At 40.6% G+C, this 17524-nt stretch carries 13 protein-coding genes; 2 read left to right on the top strand and 11 right to left on the bottom strand.

Annotation, left to right across the window (positions count from 1 at the left end; translation table 11 throughout):
- Positions 1-71: 71 nt before the first annotated feature.
- The 7 genes from IW510_RS12770 to IW510_RS12740 form a co-directional block, all read right to left on the bottom strand.
- The gene (locus IW510_RS12770) at positions 72-752 is read right to left on the bottom strand and encodes a DUF624 domain-containing protein (protein ID WP_202060240.1); all 681 of its coding nucleotides are present in this window, start codon (positions 750-752) and stop codon (positions 72-74) included.
- Positions 753-770: 18 nt separating this feature from the next.
- On the bottom strand, positions 771-1637 hold the full coding sequence (locus IW510_RS12765; protein WP_202060238.1) for a carbohydrate ABC transporter permease: 867 nt from the start codon (positions 1635-1637) through the stop codon (positions 771-773).
- Positions 1638-1652: 15 nt separating this feature from the next.
- A complete protein-coding gene (locus IW510_RS12760; RefSeq protein ID WP_202060236.1) occupies positions 1653-2552 on the bottom strand; it encodes a carbohydrate ABC transporter permease in 900 nt (299 codons plus the stop codon).
- A gap of 137 nt (positions 2553-2689) precedes the next feature.
- Positions 2690-3973 (bottom strand): ABC transporter substrate-binding protein, encoded by a 1284-nt coding sequence (locus IW510_RS12755; protein WP_202060234.1) that lies wholly within the window; start codon positions 3971-3973, stop codon positions 2690-2692.
- A 68-nt stretch (positions 3974-4041) separates the two neighbouring features.
- Positions 4042-5193 (bottom strand): glycoside hydrolase family 88 protein, encoded by a 1152-nt coding sequence (locus IW510_RS12750; protein WP_202060232.1) that lies wholly within the window; start codon positions 5191-5193, stop codon positions 4042-4044.
- Positions 5194-5202: 9 nt separating this feature from the next.
- Complete coding sequence (locus IW510_RS12745; protein ID WP_202060230.1) at positions 5203-7017, bottom strand: DUF2264 domain-containing protein; 1815 nt, start codon at positions 7015-7017, stop codon at positions 5203-5205.
- Positions 7014-7421 carry a hypothetical protein gene (locus IW510_RS12740; protein WP_202060228.1) on the bottom strand — a complete coding sequence of 136 codons (408 nt, stop codon included), beginning with the start codon at positions 7419-7421 and terminating at the stop codon, positions 7014-7016. Before IW510_RS12740 ends, IW510_RS12745 begins: the two co-directional genes overlap by 4 nt.
- A 167-nt stretch (positions 7422-7588) precedes the next feature.
- On the opposite strand from IW510_RS12740, the gene IW510_RS12735 reads away from it, so the two are divergent.
- Entirely contained in the window at positions 7589-8641 is a 1053-nt protein-coding gene (locus IW510_RS12735) for a LacI family DNA-binding transcriptional regulator (protein ID WP_202060226.1), read from the top strand.
- Positions 8642-8713: 72 nt separating this feature from the next.
- On the opposite strand, the gene IW510_RS12730 is transcribed toward IW510_RS12735, so the two are convergent.
- From IW510_RS12730 to ppdK, 4 genes are all read right to left on the bottom strand, one after another.
- A complete protein-coding gene (locus IW510_RS12730) occupies positions 8714-10492 on the bottom strand; it encodes a glycoside hydrolase family 35 protein (protein ID WP_202060224.1) in 1779 nt (592 codons plus the stop codon).
- Between the two features lie 100 nt (positions 10493-10592).
- Positions 10593-12275, bottom strand: coding sequence for a heparinase II/III family protein (locus IW510_RS12725; protein ID WP_202060222.1), 1683 nt, complete (start codon positions 12273-12275; stop codon positions 10593-10595).
- 386 nt (positions 12276-12661) lie between these two features.
- On the bottom strand, positions 12662-13963 hold the full coding sequence (lysA, locus tag IW510_RS12720) for a diaminopimelate decarboxylase (protein WP_202060220.1): 1302 nt from the start codon (positions 13961-13963) through the stop codon (positions 12662-12664).
- A 139-nt stretch (positions 13964-14102) separates the two neighbouring features.
- Complete coding sequence (ppdK, locus tag IW510_RS12715) at positions 14103-16715, bottom strand: pyruvate, phosphate dikinase (protein ID WP_202060218.1); 2613 nt, start codon at positions 16713-16715, stop codon at positions 14103-14105.
- A 164-nt stretch (positions 16716-16879) separates the two neighbouring features.
- Here ppdK and IW510_RS12710 point away from each other — a divergent pair, with 164 nt between their 5' ends.
- A complete protein-coding gene (locus tag IW510_RS12710) occupies positions 16880-17515 on the top strand; it encodes a helix-turn-helix transcriptional regulator (protein WP_202060216.1) in 636 nt (211 codons plus the stop codon).
- Positions 17516-17524 lie beyond the last annotated feature (9 nt).

Genomic DNA, 17524 nt, shown 5'->3' with positions numbered 1-17524 from the left:
AGTCGTTTGTTTGAAATATTAGTCCATATTCTTTCGCGTAAAAAGAATACAGGTTCCACACTCAAGCTGTATCAGCTTTTAGAAACATCAGTTTGAGTACTTTTATGAAGTCTACTGGCATTCAAATAAATCAGTCCGATAAATACGGATGGTGTAATAATAAAGCCAAATTGCGGCTTCAATAGCATTAATAAAGGAATTAAGAGGAACACCAACACATTCAGCAAGCTGATATACCATTTTCTGAATACGTAATAAATAGAAATTCGAAAGATATCCTTAATTGACGCTTTAGGGTTTTTCATCTGAAAATACCAGCAATTGATACTTAATCCAATCCCGGAAACAGCAATTAGTATGAAAAATGGAATCATCCATTGCCCATTCGTTACTTTAGCGAAAAAGAAAATATCTACTGATGCCACAATACTACCCAACCACCCCGGCAGCCAGAACAACAGATGACGCCAGCCCAAACGACGATATGCTGAAAAAAATTGGCGAACCGGTGCAACATCATACTCTTGCTTGAATCCATCAGCTACTGACAATGCAGCACCTACTGCAGGTCCAAAGAACAGTAAACTAAATGCAAATGGCAGAATATTTTGACTGTCAATCGCTAAAGAAACAACAGCTAGAAAAAAAGGAGTAACTGTCAAGGTGACACAAAGACTGCTCATCAAAAAGATATACGCCCAACGAAACAGCTTCATGTAGATATTTGTCTCAAAGGTTTGTTTTCGAAGCATAGTTCTCCCCTCTTTCTTTTATCCTTTCATTCCTGAGGTTGCAATTCCCTCAACGAAATATTTCTGCATGGTTAAGAATACAAGTGCAACCGGAAGAATCGAAACAACTGAAGCCGCCATAATGAGCGCATATTCTGCATCAAAAAGTCCGACAAACATCTTCAAGCCTAACTGAATGGTTTTATTTTCTGTGGAAGATAGATAAATAAACGGTCCCATGTAGTCATTCCAAGTATTCACAAAGGTAATAATCGTCAGACTGGCCAAGGCAGGCTTTGTTAAAGGCAAAATAATTTTTCGATAAATACCCCACTCAGTCAAGCCATCAATTCGGGCACTTTCGCATAATTCATCAGGAATACTGCTGTAGTATTGCTTTAATAAAAAAACACCAAATGCACTAAATGCTTGAAGCAGAACCAAAGACCACAATGTGTCTGTCAAACCAAACTGCCGCATCATGATAAATTGAGGAATCATATAGGATTGCCAAGGGACAGCAATTGTTGCGATGTAAGCGAGGAAAAGTGTATCGCGTCCCCGAAAATTCATTTTTGAAAATCCATAAGCTGCAAAGCTGGAAGTTAATAGTTGAATTAAGGTAATAATAATACTTAAAAAAGCGGTGTTTTTGAAAAATGTCACTAAGGGGATACGCTCCCAGATGACAGAGTAATTTTCAGGATGCCATTCTTTAGGAACCCATTGAATCGGAATAGTAAATACTTCGTTATTGGTTTTGAAGGAAGCGGACAGCATCCAAATAAATGGAACTAAGGTGATTAGAGCCAGCACAATTAGCAGACCTATCAATAAAAACCTTCCCAAGCTGAGCCGTTCTTTCGTCTTTTTCTTTTCTTTTGTTTTTATAGCCGTTGCCTCCATAGCTCACGCCTCCTTTTAACGTTCTCTTAGTTGATTCCATTTGAATTGGACAACTGTGATTAGTAATACGATGACAAACAGAACCATAGCGATTGCTGAGGCATAACCGAAATTAAACTTCACAAACGCTTCATTATAAATGTTGTAGACCAAAACATTAGTTGCCCTGCCCGGTCCTCCGGCGGTCATTACCTGAACCAAATCGAAAATCTTGAAACAGTTAATAACCAGCATGATTGTCACAAAGAAGGTCGTTGATCTCAGTGATGGTAATGTTACATTCATAAACTGTTTCCATTTATTCGCACCATCCATTGAAGCTGCTTCATATAACTCTTTTGGAATACTCTGTAATCCTGCAAGATATAAAATCATATAGTAGCCCATCCCACGCCAAACACTAACAATTACAATTGCGGTTAGTGCCCAATCCGAACTTGAAGTCCAGCCGGGAGGATTTTCGATGAAATGACGCAAAAACTGATTGATTGGTCCCATCGTTGGGTGGAACAGCATATTCCAGACAACTGCAATGGCCACAAGCGACGTTACGTAAGGAAAGAAAAAAGCAGTTCTAAAGATTTTCATTCCTCGAATCTTTTGATTCAGCAAAATAGCTAAACCAAGAGAAGCGATTAACGTTAATGGTACAACACCGATAGTATATAGAAATGTATTTTTCAGTGAAATCCAAAAGGTGTCATCACCAAGCATTTTTGTGAAATTCTTCAAGCCGACAAATTCTGGTGCTGAAAATGAATCCCAACTCATAAATGCAAGAATAAGAGAAAATATAACAGGTATCAACGTAAATAGGAAAAAGCCAATAAAGTTTGGTGCAATGAATGACCAGGCGATCAACGTGTTCTTTCGCTTTAGCCGACCGGCTGCTTTCGTTTTAGATGTTATTTCCATAGAAATATCTGTCTGACAGCCTATTGTTAAAGCTATCTGACAGCTGTCCCCCTTTCTTGTAGCGACAATGATTTACTTGATAAATGACTGATAATCATTGAGAATATCAGTCATTTATCAGTAGAACCACTGTACTCTTACTCAGTTTCTGCTTTTACTCGTTTCTCCATGTTTTTGATTCCTTCTTTTGGTGTTTCATCATTTACTAAGATCAAATCGTGCTCTTCCTGAAGAATTTTGTCGATGGCAGGACCATTTTTATCTACAGGAAACTCAATTGCTACATTTTCCGGATTAAAAGCAGTTTTTGACACTTCATCAGAAGGCATGCCTTCGCGTGAGAAATACAGCTCATCAATTGCATCAGTTTTATAAGAAGGCACCACACCTACTTCGGCTAACACTTTAGCTCCATCTTCTCCTGAGCAGAAATCCAAAAACTTCTGTGCAGCTTCCTGATGTTTAGAATTCTTGTTTACAGCAAATGCGGTTGGCGAGCCAAAAGTATCGATTGCTTCTCCTGTTTTTTTCTGTGGAATCTGAGCAATGCCCCACTCGACATCAGTCTTTCCTTCATCCTTGTTCGTTAACAATGCTCCCATATACCATGTACCCATATACATCATTGCTGTTTTAGAGTTTTCAAATTGTGATTGATAGGTTACTTTTGTTGATTTTGCGGTACCAAAATCCATCTGTGCTTTTGCATCCTGCATACGCAATGCGCGGTCATAATAATCAGCCATGTAAGCATAATCCGGGTCAAGCAGATTGCCGTCATTTTGAGCAGCTGCAATGGCTTGAATTGTTGAACGCCATGTATGTTGATATGCACCGTAAACCTGTTCATCAGGTTTAGAAAGCTTTTCCGCAATCTCTTCATACTCTTCCCATGTCAAATTATCAGGATAGTCAATCCCTGCATCATCAAACATTTTTTTATTGTAGTATAATACCCAGAAGTCTGTCCGATATGGTTGAGCATAGGTTTTTCCACTTACATCGTACATTTCATAACTTGCAGCAGCGGGGTCAGTATCAATTTCTTTGATATGATCCGTCAAATCCACTAACTGATCGCGTAAAGCATAATTGGAATAAGACAACAGGTTCTTCATCGTTAAAATATCGGTCGTGTCACCGGAAGACAACATCGTCGTAAGCTTCGTGTCATAATCATCTGAAGCAATATCTACCGGCGTTACTTTGATTCCCGGGTTTGCTTCTTCAAATGCTCGGAATAGTTTTTCGAATTCAGGTGTCGTATCATAATTCCAGGTTGTAACAGTCAGCTCAACATCGCCATCAGCTGTGCCTGAATCCTTGCTGTCCTTTGTATCTGAACCGCCTCCGCATGCTGTTAATCCAGCAGCTAAACCTAATAACGCAACCGCAGTAAGACTTTTTTTCCATAATTTCATTTTGAGACCTCCAATATTTTTTTCTAAAGTTAAGATAACCATTGAACAGAAACGCACCTTAACTTTTTTTACCAATAACTGTACCAGCTGATTGCCAGTCTGGTGAGAGCTTCCACATAATAGTAGTCGCCCCAAATCATACATTCATCCACGCCTTTGTCTGAATTCTTATCATAGACACCATGAAGCAGCAAACCGTTAGACTTCAGATTGCTTTTTGTTGTGTAATCCTTTGCCAAAGCTGCCATAATTTCTACTGCAATTTCCTGGTAATAGTCATGCTTTTCATCAGAAAGCGGCAATTGTTTTGACAGCTCCAAAAGTCCGCAAACAGCAATTGAAGCTGCCGAGCTGTCACGTTCTTCCCCGCTACCATCATTAAAGACTAAATCCCAGTAGCAAACCTTATCCTGTGGTAGTTCCTTGATAAAATAATCCGCCAGATGCTTCGCCGTTTCCAGAAAAGAGACATCACCTGTATAGAGATAGCTCAATGTAAATCCGTAAATTCCCCATGCTTGACCACGAGCCCAGCAGGAGTTGTCAGAATACCCTTGGGCTGTTTTTCCACTCAAGGCTTCACCGGTATCTGTATCAAAAAAGTAGGTATGATAGGTGGTGTAATTTGATCGCACAATATATTTCTGTGTTTGCAATGCGTGAGCATAAGCTGCTTCTTTATAACGTTCTTCTCCTGTTACCTCTGAAGCGAAATACAGCAGCGGCAGATTCATCAAACAATCTATAATCATCCGTCCGCGTTCATTCGGATCATTCAGGTTGCCCCATGCTTGAATAATTTTTGCTTTTGGAGAGTAGCGCTCCATTAAAAGATCCGCTGCCTTAACGGCCAGTTCTTTAGACTCTTCATTGTGATTTACACGATAATCTGCAATTGCTGAAAGAATGTAGAGAAAGCCGATGTCATGTGTTTCCAGCTCTATCTCCTGCTCTAACCTATTTTTGAATGATTGCAGTTGGTTTTCGATTGTCGTGTCAAAATCAGCCGAGCCTGTCAGCTCTTTTCCTAAAAAACACATGCCTACCCAAAAGCTGGCTGTCCAATCGGTATTTCCTTCTGGTTTGTAGTATTGATTTTCACTCGCTGCAGGTGGAACCAACACATCAAAGGTTTGTTGGTTCTCTCGAATTTTTCGCAGTACATAATCAATTTCCTTCGGCAACCAATAAAGGCTGTCTTTAAGTGACGCAGTTTCCATAATTTCCTCCTAATTTTCCAACACAGCAATTGTTTGTTTTTCAGCCTGTGTGATGATAATCTTTTTCTCTTCTATACTAATAACCGGCTGCTCCAGCACTTCATCAACTAACCGACCACTGACGACAGAAACCAATAAATGATGGCCTGCTTTCAGATGACTCTTTAGGTGCGGCAGCATGGTGACTGGATAAAATAAGTTCGTGTTTGGCTCTGTTCGTACAACATCCGCTTGCTCGAAACCAATGATACCTAGTACACTAGAGTGTCCTTTTTCAGTCTCATATACAGCTTCCAGACCAGTAATTTTCGGAGAAGCCAACTCCTCAAGCGGCATGCTGAATCCGCCTTCATAAATATCCAGTGTTCGATTGCTGTCTATCTCATGAATTCGAACATGACAGTTTTCTAAAGGAATAATCGTACTTTTAATTGTGACATCTTCCCATGGCTGCCAATGATGAATGATACGATCATCCTGAATGTCATAAGCAACATCCTGATCCTTGCTTCGGAAATAACACTCATTCTCAGCCAATGCCAAACAGTTATCAAATGCGCCTTCATAATAAAGATAGTTACTTTTTGGGACGCTAAACCCAAAATGAGAAGAATACACAAATTTACTGTATTTAGCTGCGGCATGATTTTGAAAATGCAGAAACTGGCCGGCAGGAAAAATCTGTAAATGCGTTCGGTCTTCGTTATACTGATAAAAATTACGGCTTTCCGGAAGACTCAATGGATTCGTTTCAATCTGCAGCGGTAAAGCCTCTGTCTTCCAATAAGGATGCTCTTTAGGGACAGCCAACAAAATAAATGTTTTAAACGACCAGTATGGTGAGCCTGGTGCATTATACCCTTCGGCAAAGGTCAGGTTCTGATAGTGATAGCCTACCGAGAGCAACCCATCTGTTGTAAAGATGTCGTGGTTCATCCATGACTGCATGTGCCGACTGATTAAGCCTTTGATTTCTCCCCAAGGCAATGCCTCTACATCCGCAAATACCAGCGCGCTGAAAAAGGATACTTGAGCAAAGCGATAGGTTAAGCTGCGACCAAAAGGAATCGCTTCTCCGGTACTATCAAACCAATACTTAAAGCTTTGAGCAAAACTCATTGCCCGCTCTTTCATTGTATTCACGCGTTTTGGATCGTCTTCCCCCATAAATTTGCAATAAAGCAGACTATAATAATGAATGGCAAAAGAAATATAGTAATCAATCTGCGTTTCAACTCCGTCATAATACCAGCCTTTGCCGACGTAGAACGAGTCAACGACTGCTAAATCTTGGTCAATTATATTCTGAGCGTATGGCATTCCGCACTTTTTCATCGCGACATTAACTAGTATTCGAAAGAAGTGCCAGTTGTTTCTTGGAATCGTATGGTCGTTTGCCTGTATGAGCCAGTGATAAAGATTTTGCTGCTCACGTTCATTCAACGTATCCCACGTCTGCTCCTTATTCAAAAGAAGAAAGGTACTTAAGGAAGCCATCTCAACAATCAGCTGATCAAAGTTTGTTACTTTCCCCCAATAAGCAGAATTTTCCGGATTGGTTCCAGCCTTAATTCCCTCCAAATAGGTGTCAAGAATCGGTGTTTCTTGCTCAGTAAGATAAGGACCTAATCCCCAAAGCGGTCGGAGAAAGGCTTCTACCTCGCGTCTTTCTTTTGAATAAACAGTTCCATGACTCCCAAGTGCTAAGTGCCCTGGATTGCTTTTCTCGAAAAAAGGAACGACAGGTGCCAACAAATCAAGAAACCCTTGATTTACTTCTTCCTTTGTTTCAAATGCATTTGCTTTGATTCGATTGTTTATCATATGCCGCTACCATCCTTTTCAATCAAAATTCCTTTTAAAAACCCGTAATACTCACCATAAACTGTGATATTTTCACCAATTTCAAAAGTACCATCCTGCTCATTGAATACTTGGTACTGGCTGCCTTCGTTTATTAGAATAAAACGATCACCTTTTTTCACTTGATTTTTTCCGCTATCACTTTTCAAAATTGTTCCACTAATTTGAACAAAGCTATTTAGAGGAACCTCTCCTTCCTGAAACTCTTGATCAGAGAAATGTTCTGCTTTTTCCTTTATATTTTCAATCACCTCTTCACTAAATGTATCTTGCTTGTTTGCTTCCTCCTCTTTATTGGCAGAGCATCCGCAAGTCATCAGCAGGAGGAGTAGCAGCGATAGTGATAACCATTTTTTTCTCTTCATAAATCCCCCTCTCTTCCGGTAAAACGCTTTCTTTAGGAAAATTTTACTATTTTTTAGAAAAATAATCAAGCTTTTTTAGTAAAAACTTTTTTTAAGACTTGATTTTTTTTACTAAAAAGAAATATACTAAGGGTATAGATAAAATGATTTCATAAGGAGGTATGACTATGGCAACAATTACAGATATTGCTCAAGCAGCGAATGTTTCGATTTCTACTGTTTCTCGTGTATTGAATTACGACACTACCCTTTCAGTAACAGAAGAAACAAAACGAAAGATTTTTGAAACGGCAGAAAATCTGAATTATACAAAATACAAAGCAAAAAATAAAAAGCGGAATAGCGAAAATGCGGAGCTGCAAGCTGCCGAGAAAAAGAATGAACGCTCTATTGGTATCATTCAATGGCGGACAGATGACGAAGAGCTTGAGGATATTTATTACATGTCGATTCGCTTTGGAGTGGAAAAACGCGCTGCTGAGTTAGGCTATGATATTCTGAAGCTTTCACAAATTGACGATCAGTCGATTAAAGCAGTCGACGGATTATTGGCGATTGGGAAATTTACACAGGAGACTCTGCAGCAGTTACAGCTGCTTCATCCAAACCTTTGTGTAATCGGAAGCAATTTCCCGCTGGAAGATTACGATTCTGTTAATACTGATTTTGGTCAGGCGACAGAGCTGGCTTTGAACCATTTATTTGATTTGGGTCATGAAAAAATTGCGTTCATCGGTGCAGAAGAAAGCCAGAATTTACATGGCTATCGCCGCTATAAAACACCGACGACAAATATGTATTTAGATATTATGACTAGTCGTCGCTTTTTCAGAGAAGATTATTTTATTTTGAAAGAAAACAGTCGATTAGATGTCAACACAGGTGAAAAAATGACTGAGCAAGCGCTAAAGGACTGGAAGAAGGATTTGCCGACTGCCATTTTAGCAGCCAACGATGCATTTGCAATAGGTGTGATTCATACTCTGACAGCCCACAACATTAAAGTTCCGGAAGAGATCAGCGTCATGGGGATTAACGACTTGTCAATTTCTCGTTATGTCTCTCCCCCGCTTTCAAGCGTTCACGCCTTTACTGAAGAAATGGGTGAAACAGGTGTGATGACACTCCATGAACGATTGGAAAATCCTGGGATATCCCGCAGAATTTTCTTAAGTACCGAATTGATTGTTCGAGAGTCAACAGCTGCTCCGAGAAAATAATCCAAATTATCCCCCTGTCATTGTTCATCCAACGACAAGGGGATTTCTATTTTTATTCATCGATTCAAATGCCTAATTCAGCCTGCTATTCTCCGCGTTACTTCCACCCAAATCCGGAGTATCTGTTAATAGGATTGTTTCTTTTGCTACACCTTCCGATTCGAAAACAATCAACTCATTTTCTCCAACAGTCAAAAATGGCGCTGGGATATACAAACGTTTTTGCGGTCCTCGTTCCCAAAAGCGGCCAATATTGTTCCCATTCACAACCACAAAGCCTTTCCCCCACCCTGTCATGTCAATAAAGGTATCGCCGCATTCTGATACTGAGAAAATAAACTGATAGAAGGATGGCTGCCCCGACTGCCATTCTAAAGTAAAATCCAGCTCGCTTAAATCCTCCATAGGTAGGGAATACATATCCCATTGACTTTGGAAAGCTCCGTTAATAATGACCCCCTCTGAAATTCCTTTTTGCTGGTGTGCCATTTTTACAGAATAATTAACACGTCCCATATTTTCAACCAAGATACCCAACTCATTCTCATCAGCCGATAAATCAAATGTCAACTTTTCACCAATCTCCTGATCGTACTGTGTAGCCAAGTGAGCGCCATTTAGAAACAGCTGAGCTCGATCCATGCACCCAATCAAACGAAAATCATCGATTTTTCGTGCTTTTCCGATAGGACTTCGATAATAGACATAACCAAATGCCTGCTTCAATTTCTCCATTGCTATAGGATAGCTGTTCACTACTCTAGTCGATAGCCGATCAAGATTCACAAACAACGAGGTTTTCGATGTTGCAACTACCTCTCCATATGCCTTCTTTTTTATCCTAGTTGAAAATTCAACAGTTGGAAGCTCTGTATAACGGGCAATAACCTGTTGAAATTTACGGTATTTCTCTGTAATATCTCCCCATTCCGTCAATAAAGCATCATAGTCGTAGCTGGTCACATCCGGGGCAAGTCGTTCATAATAGTTTGCTCCGTTAGTAAACCCAAAATTTGTTCCACCGTGAAACATGTATATATTAACTGAGCCTTGAGAAAGAATAGCATCTAGCTCCTGTGCTGCGGCATCCTCATCGGTCACATGATGGACCTTATCGCCCCACGCATCGAACCAGCCAATCCAAAATTCCATAACCATCAAAGGACGCTTTCTTCCGTGAAACTGCTGTAGTCGTTTCAGGTGCTCATCGACTTTTGAGCCGCAATTGATTGTAGGCAGTGCCAGTTCAGGAATCGATCCGCTTTCCAACATATCTCCCCAAGGTCCATCCGAAGTAACCAATGGTACATCAATCCCTTTATGACTCAGTATCTCCACCAGCTTCTCTAAATAGTCTTTATCATTCCCATACCCGCCATATTCATTCTCAACCTGAACTAAAATGATTGGTCCACCCTGAGTTATTTGCAGATCCAGTATTTCCGGAAGCAAATGCTCATAATACTCCTCAATTTTTTTCATAAACTCAGGGTTGTTAAAGCGAAGCTTAATTGCTGCATCATTCATTAGCCAATATGGCAGTCCACCAAATTCCCACTCTGCACAAATGTAGGGTGCCGGTCTTAAAATTACCTTTAGCTCAAGCTCTGCCGCTAATTGAATGAATTTCCGAAGGTTAATTTGTCCGTCAAAGCAAAACTGTCCTTCTTGGGGTTCATGCAGATTCCATGGGACATAGGTTTCTACTGTATTACAGCCCAAGGCCTTCAGCTTTTCCAAACGATCCCGCCAATATTCCGGAACCACACGAAAATAATGGATGGCCCCCGAAATTATTTTGTACGGCTGACCATCATAAAAGAACTCCTCTTGACTCTCAAATGTATGCATTCTTTTCCTCCCTTTCTTTTAGCAGCAGTCAGAAAAATTCCCCTCCACTACTGTCATGACATAGGTAATGTGATTCAATAATAACTTCAACAATTCCTCTTTATTCCTCTAACTGAATCGTAATGATAATCTCCGCTTCCAGCGCTACTTTGTATCGTGCTTGAATTTGATAAGCCTTTTGACTGCTTCCATGATGGTCTTGATAGCATTTTTCCACTACTGAAACAGCTGTTGTTCCCACATCAATCACACAACCTTGATTTTCGCTCTGCAACAAAATCTGTGAACCACTTATCACAGGTGGAATCATCGTTACAAAATTTTCAACAATCTCATTTGTTGATGTTTGAAAATTGAAGCTGTCCTTCAGCTCGATAGATTTTTTGCACGCATTGACTTTGAACGAGCGCTTAAACAGTGTCAATTCTTTATTTTCAGTATAGGTTTCCTGCAGCTCCATTGTCAGTTCCGAAGAAGCAGTCAAGTGGTCAAAATTTACATGTTGCGCAGCGACAGCACCGGGCTGTTGTGTCTGACCATTAATAATCGGAAGATGGTGACTGGCAGCAGAGGTCGGAAAATAGCGATAACGCTTTGCTTCTACAAAATAGTCGCGGGTATATTCTCCGGCTCCAATATCTGTTAAAAATAACGTTTTCTGATTGCCGAATATGAAATGACCGATATCTAAATGGTTATGGCTCTCTTCATTTGAGCCGCCCTTTGCTGCAAAAAAGAACTGCGGCTGCTCACTTTTAACAATCGCCCATTGTGCATCTTCAAAATAGTGATAAAACTCAGAATTTTCTGTCGAATCAGCTGCCTTTGTCCAAAGAAGATTTCGGAGAAGCGGCGCAAAGCGATAGCAATGATCAAAATCTAACTGGTTTGCTTCTGAGACAGATGGTATAGGAACCCCAAAATAGTCTCCGCAAAAGCTTATTAGCCCACTTGGCAATTCCGGCTGAGAATAATCTGAAAATGGAACATACTTCTGATTGTCAATCAATACACGGTAAGGAAAAGCAGCAACCGCTTTCACTTTAGGAATCTTTAAATAATGTTCATCTCCTAGAACTTTGGCTAGTTGTTCTGCATAATAGATAAAATAACCAAAACCATATCCCCAATAGCCCACCCCTTCAACACAGGCACCATCTTCCCCGAACCCGGATAAATAACTAGCCATCGCAGTTTCCAGACGCTTCACAATTTGCTGTAAACGAGCGCTTTTCGGCGGAAGCAAAGATAACGCTGTCATTCCTATGCAGCCCGCAATTACAGCACTCCAATTATTCTCCTTCTTTTCCCAACCCCAAGAATATTTTTCAAACGGCTGAAATATTCTTCGTTCAATTTCCCCTTGTATTCTTTGCTTCAACAGCGGCGAAAGGCTGGAGCCCATCAGCGTCATAATTTCTGCCAGCGTTTGTCCGGTTTCAGCGGCGAAAAGATCAATACAAAATGGTGAATTCTCACTAAAAAGGTTATTTTCCACCGATAGATGAGCGGGTAAAGCCCAAGTATACTCATTGCATACTTCCCAAATAATTTGCTCCAAAAAGCATTGCAGCTCCTCAGACTGTTCGCCTAAATAAACAGCTAACGCAACAACAGTCAGTTGACGGCGACGGTTGAAATAAGCCTGCTCAAATTTCAGTCGATTGCCTGACTTTAAGTATTCCTCATAGCCTGAAACGGGAAGCGGAGCTATCTCTGATTGCTGAAGATATTTTTTTGCCTCTTGCTTGATTTCCTCTTCTAGTCTTTTTGTTGTACTCATTTTTATTGTCACACCCTTACTTTTAAAGTTATTGTTTTTACTAAAACTTTACTAAAATAATAACAGAGTTTCACAGCTTTTCCAACTATATTTTCTCTCTTTACAAAAATTTCTAATAAGAAAAGCTGAAAGTGAGCTGACTCGTGAAGCTAGACAAGTAGAAAAGCTGAACGAGTGTTTAGCTTCCGAACAACAAAACAACACAACTCCTAATTGCCTTACTCTTTAATCCTTGCTCTTGCTGAATTCACAGTTATAAAAAATTTATATCCCTTTCTGTTGTAGTAAAAAAAAGCAACATGACTATATCGTCTCACCGAGTGAGCCTGATATAACCAAGTTGCTTTATAATTTCTTTATTTTATTATTCAGCTTTTATAAAAATTTCATTCACAATCCAATGAAACTAAGTCTTCATAGGTCTCTCTGCGAATGACCAGTCTATCTTTGCCGTCTTCGACAAAAACAACTGCTGCCTTAGGATTTCGATTATAGTTGCTTGCCATAGAATAGCCGTAAGCACCTGTACTAACCATTGCAAACAAGTCGCCTGAAACCATTTCAGGTAGCTCAATATCCTTAATCAGAATGTCTCCGGACTCACAGTATTTTCCGACAACAGCTACGTGACTCTTGTTCTCTTCACTGATACGGTTAGCCAACATCCCAGTGTATTCAGCACCATACAAGGCCGGACGAATATTATCTCCCATTCCTCCATCCACTGACACATAATGTCGAACGTCAGGAATAATCTTCTGAGCACCAACTGTGTAAAGCGTTGTTCCAGCTTCTGCCACTATACTGCGGCCAGGCTCTATCCATAGCTCAGGCAAAGGATAATCCATCAATGAGCATTGTCCTTTTACAGCTTCCACAATCGCCTGAACAAATTTTTCCGGCTCAAGAGGCGTATCTTCTTCCGTATACTTGATACCGAATCCGCCACCCATATTTAAAACAGGTGCAATATAACCCTTATCTTCTTTCCATTCCTTCAGGATACTCATCATCCGCTCCACGGCAACTAAAAAACCTTCAGGAGCAAAAATCTGAGAACCAATGTGGCAGTGTATTCCTTGCAGTGTCAATCCTTTTGTCGCCATCACGATATCCATTGCTTTTGTTGCCTGACCACTATTTACGTCAAAGCCAAATTTTGAATCAACCTGTCCCGTCAAAATATAGTCGTGCGTTTCCGCATTAACTCCCGGAGTCACACGAAGCATCACAGCTTGTTCAACATTTTTAGCGCTGGTCAGCTCTTTCAAAAGCTCCAGTTCATAAAAGTTATCAACAACAATCGTCCCTACATGACTGTCGACTGCTAACTCAAGCTCTGATTTCAATTTGTTATTCCCATGAAACTCAATATTTTCAGGCGACATGCCGCCTTTCAAAGCTGTGTAAAGCTCCCCACCGGAAACGACATCACAGCCTAAGTTTTCTTCCTCTAGCAGTTTATACATTGCCAGACACCCAAATGCTTTACTGGCATACACCACTTTATTCTTGACCCCCAGCTCATCAAGTGTTCGCTTGAATCCTCTGGCTTTTTCCCGAATATGTGCGACATCATAAATAAACAGTGGTGTTCCATACTTTTCAGCAAGCTTTGTTGTATCACAACCACCAATAACTAAATGGTCTTCTTCATTGAAAGCTGCTGTACCAAATAATAACGACATTTTTTCACCTTCTTCATTTTCGTTATCAATGATAATAACATAAAAATGATAAACTTCCTATCTGTTTTTTCATTTTGCCTTAAGTAAACTGGTGAATGTAACTAGAAATTTTCAAGCAATAAAACTGCTAGATAACTGATTATTTCTCTGCACTTGTTTCCTGAGCAATTGTCAGAAGCGCTGCCGGAATTCTGTAGGGAGAACAAGAAACATAATCAATCGGCAGTTTTCTCAAAAAGCGGATGGACTGCGGATCACCGCCTACTTCCCCACAAACACCAATCTTTGCCTGCTTTGAGGCCTTCTTTATATTCATTACAGCGATATCAATCAGCTTACCAACCCCGGCTTCATCTATGTGCTGGAATGGATCATCCTTCAATAGCTTCTTATCAACATATTCTCCTAAAAATTTACCGGAATCATCTCGAGAAAAACCGAATGTGAGCTGTGTTAAATCATTTGTCCCAAAGCTGAAGAAATCTGAATGCGCAGCAATTTCCTCAGCTAGAAGACAAGCTCTTGGTGTTTCCAGCATTGTACCTATTTTATACTCAAGCGATTCTCCTGCTAAAACAGACTGTATTACATTTTCCAAACGAGCCCTCAACACATCCATTTCCTCCCTAGTACTGATGAGCGGAATCATAATCTCAGGAACCGTCTGGAAATCATTTTCTCGATTCACAAGCAGTGCTGTTTCAACAATCGCTTTTACCTGCATATCGTATATTTCGGGAATCGTAATTGCAAGACGACAGCCACGATGTCCAAGCATCGGATTTTGCTCCTCCAACTCATTCATGCGCTTACGAATCTGAGCAGGCGTTCTTCCTGATGCCGCAGCCAGCTCTTCAATCTCCTTTCCTGTTCTTGGAAGAAATTCATGGAGCGGCGGGTCTAAAAGTCGAACGGTACATGGACGCCCTTCCATCAACTGGAAAATCTCTTTAAAATCTTGTTTCTGATACTCCTTCAATTTATCTAGCGGCTCCTTCAAGCCCCTGGTATCTTTTGCTAAAATCATCTTTCGCATCTCGCTGATTCGTTCCTCACCGAAAAACATATGCTCTGTCCGAGCAAGTCCGATTCCTTCAGCGCCTAAGTTCAAAGCAGTTCGTATATCTTCCGGTGTTTCTGCATTCGCGAAGACCTTCAGCTGATTGATCTCCTTTGCCCAGCTAAGAATTTTTTGCAGCAGCTGCTGTTCATTTCCTTGCTTTTTGGTAATCATCCCTTGATAAATCAGTCCTGTTGTTCCATCGACTGAGAGCGTATCTCCTACCTTAAAGACCTGTTCCTTACAGGTAATTTGCTCCATAAATTCATCAACAACCAGTTCCTCGCAACCGGCAACACAACAGACACCCATTCCACGTGCCACAACAGCAGCATGAGAGGTCATCCCTCCTCTTGAGGTAATGATTGCTTCACTGACTACCATTCCCTCAATGTCTTCCGGAGACGTCTCCTGACGTACGAGAATGACTTTCTCTCCCCTTAATGTTGCAGCTTTGGCGCTTTCTGCTGTAAAGTAGACATTGCCGCTAGCCGCTCCCGGACTGGCGGGCAAGCCTCTGGCAATTGGAGTTGCCAGCTTCAAATCATCCGGATCAAAAACAGGATGCAGCAGCTGCGTCACCATTAATGGGGTAATTCGTTGTAACGCTTCTGCTTTAGATACTATCCCTTCTTCTACCATATCAATACATATTTTGAAGGTAGCCTTCGCTGTTCTTTTGCCATTCCTCGTCTGAAGAATATACAGCTTTTGGTCTTCAATCGTAAATTCAATATCCTGCATATCCTTATAATGGCCTTCCAAACGCTCACTGATTCTTTCAAATTCAGCATATACAGTAGGCATACTTTGCTGCAGCTTATGAATCGGTTGTGGTGTTCGAATACCCGCAACAACATCCTCACCCTGTGCATTGAGAAGGAACTCTCCAAAAATCCCCTTTTCTCCTGTTGCCGGGTTTCTCGTAAATGCCACCCCGGTTCCGCTTTCAAAACCAGAATTACCAAAAACCATCTCCTGAATATTTACAGCTGTTCCTAAATTATCAGGAATTTGATGTAGGCGACGGTATGTTATTGCCCGTTTGTTATTCCAAGAACGAAAAACGGCCTCTATCGCTTGAAAAAGCTGGTCCATAGGATCTTGAGGAAACGCGCGATGAAGGACCTCTTGATAGACCCCTTTATAGATACCAACAAGATATTGCCAATCCTCCATCGTCATTTCCGTATCCTCTTGATAATTCTTTTTCTTTTTGTAAAAGGTCAGTTGATCCTCAAAGCGATTCTTATCTATTCCGCAAACCACATCTCCAAACATTTGCAGCAGCCTGCGGTAACAATCATAGGCAAAACGACCATTTGCTGTTTTACTTGCCAACGCTTCAACAGTTTCATCATTTAATCCTAGATTTAAAATCGTATCCATCATCCCCGGCATCGAAAACTTTGATCCGCTGCGAACGGAAACTAGCAACGGCTTCTCTTTACTGCCGAATCCTTTTCCAGATTTTTTTTCTAAGCTGATGATATGATGCCGGACTTCGTTCTTTAAATCTGGCTGAAGCTGCCCATTACCTGCAAGATAGTCAACACACGCCTCTGTTGTTATTGTAAATCCGTTTGGCACAGGCAAGCCGAGGCTGGTCATTTCAGCTAAATTGGCACCCTTGCCTCCTAATAATGCGGTTTGTTCCTTGGTTCCTTCTGAAAACTCATAAACAAATGTCATAAACATCCTCCTTTATAGTGTAACACATTAGATTTAAAACGAATTATATAGTGTAACACATATTGTGTCAACACAATTGTGATACATTTTATTTTCACTTGATTTTATATATGACCACATATATAATAATTAGTATGTCACATTAAGAGAGTAGGTTATGCGAAATGAATTTAACTTCCAGACAGCTGGAAATCATTAAAATTGTGAAGGAAAATCAACCGATAAGCGGTGAATCCATTGCAAGGACATTGGGTTTGAGCAGAGCAACACTTCGCAGCGATCTGGCGATTTTAACAATGACTGGTCTACTTGATGCACGACCAAAAGTTGGTTATTTTTATACCGGTCAAACGGTTGAGCCTTTGCTGTATGAAAAGCTTTATCGAAAAAAAGTGAAGGATATCATGATTCCTCCACTCTTAATTCCCCAGTCTACAACCATTTACGATGCTGTTACCAATCTGTTTATGTATGATGTCGGCTCGCTTTATGTCAAAGACGAACAGGAGAATTTGATTGGGCTGCTTTCTCGGAAAGATTTGCTACGAGCAGCAATCAGTAATCCTCATACAGAAAAAACACCTGTAGCTGTCATCATGACTAGAATGCCCAATATCACAACAGTTACCGGAGAACATACTATTTTAGAAGCAGGTGATTTATTGCTTCTCCATAGTGTAGATACCTTACCGGTTGTTGATGAGTCTAACCCGACAAAGGTGCTTGGGAAGCTGACAAAAACAAAATTAATGGAATACTTTATCCTTGCCGGTAAAGATATAGAAAATGAAAACTATTAGGAGTGTTTG

The organism is Enterococcus sp. BWR-S5 (assembly GCF_016745255.1).
In the GTDB taxonomy this organism is placed as follows: Bacteria; Bacillota; Bacilli; order Lactobacillales; family Enterococcaceae; genus Enterococcus_L.
This window is presented reverse-complemented; position numbering and strand designations above follow the sequence as displayed.

What these genes read in the sequence shown, in the direction of transcription:
- IW510_RS12770 (WP_202060240.1), bottom strand. Translation starts at nt 752, where the DNA reads ATGCTTCGAAAACAAACCTTTGAGACAAATATCTACATGAAGCTGTTT.
- IW510_RS12765 (WP_202060238.1), bottom strand. Translation starts at nt 1,637, where the DNA reads ATGGAGGCAACGGCTATAAAAACAAAAGAAAAGAAAAAGACGAAAGAA.
- IW510_RS12760 (WP_202060236.1), bottom strand. Translation starts at nt 2,552, where the DNA reads ATGGAAATAACATCTAAAACGAAAGCAGCCGGTCGGCTAAAGCGAAAG.
- IW510_RS12755 (WP_202060234.1), bottom strand. Translation starts at nt 3,973, where the DNA reads ATGAAATTATGGAAAAAAAGTCTTACTGCGGTTGCGTTATTAGGTTTA.
- IW510_RS12750 (WP_202060232.1), bottom strand. Translation starts at nt 5,193, where the DNA reads ATGGAAACTGCGTCACTTAAAGACAGCCTTTATTGGTTGCCGAAGGAA.
- IW510_RS12745 (WP_202060230.1), bottom strand. Translation starts at nt 7,017, where the DNA reads ATGATAAACAATCGAATCAAAGCAAATGCATTTGAAACAAAGGAAGAA.
- IW510_RS12740 (WP_202060228.1), bottom strand. Translation starts at nt 7,421, where the DNA reads ATGAAGAGAAAAAAATGGTTATCACTATCGCTGCTACTCCTCCTGCTG.
- IW510_RS12735 (WP_202060226.1), top strand. Translation starts at nt 7,589, where the DNA reads ATGGCAACAATTACAGATATTGCTCAAGCAGCGAATGTTTCGATTTCT.
- IW510_RS12730 (WP_202060224.1), bottom strand. Translation starts at nt 10,492, where the DNA reads ATGCATACATTTGAGAGTCAAGAGGAGTTCTTTTATGATGGTCAGCCG.
- IW510_RS12725 (WP_202060222.1), bottom strand. Translation starts at nt 12,275, where the DNA reads ATGAGTACAACAAAAAGACTAGAAGAGGAAATCAAGCAAGAGGCAAAA.
- lysA (WP_202060220.1), bottom strand. Translation starts at nt 13,963, where the DNA reads ATGTCGTTATTATTTGGTACAGCAGCTTTCAATGAAGAAGACCATTTA.
- ppdK (WP_202060218.1), bottom strand. Translation starts at nt 16,715, where the DNA reads ATGACATTTGTTTATGAGTTTTCAGAAGGAACCAAGGAACAAACCGCA.
- IW510_RS12710 (WP_202060216.1), top strand. Translation starts at nt 16,880, where the DNA reads ATGAATTTAACTTCCAGACAGCTGGAAATCATTAAAATTGTGAAGGAA.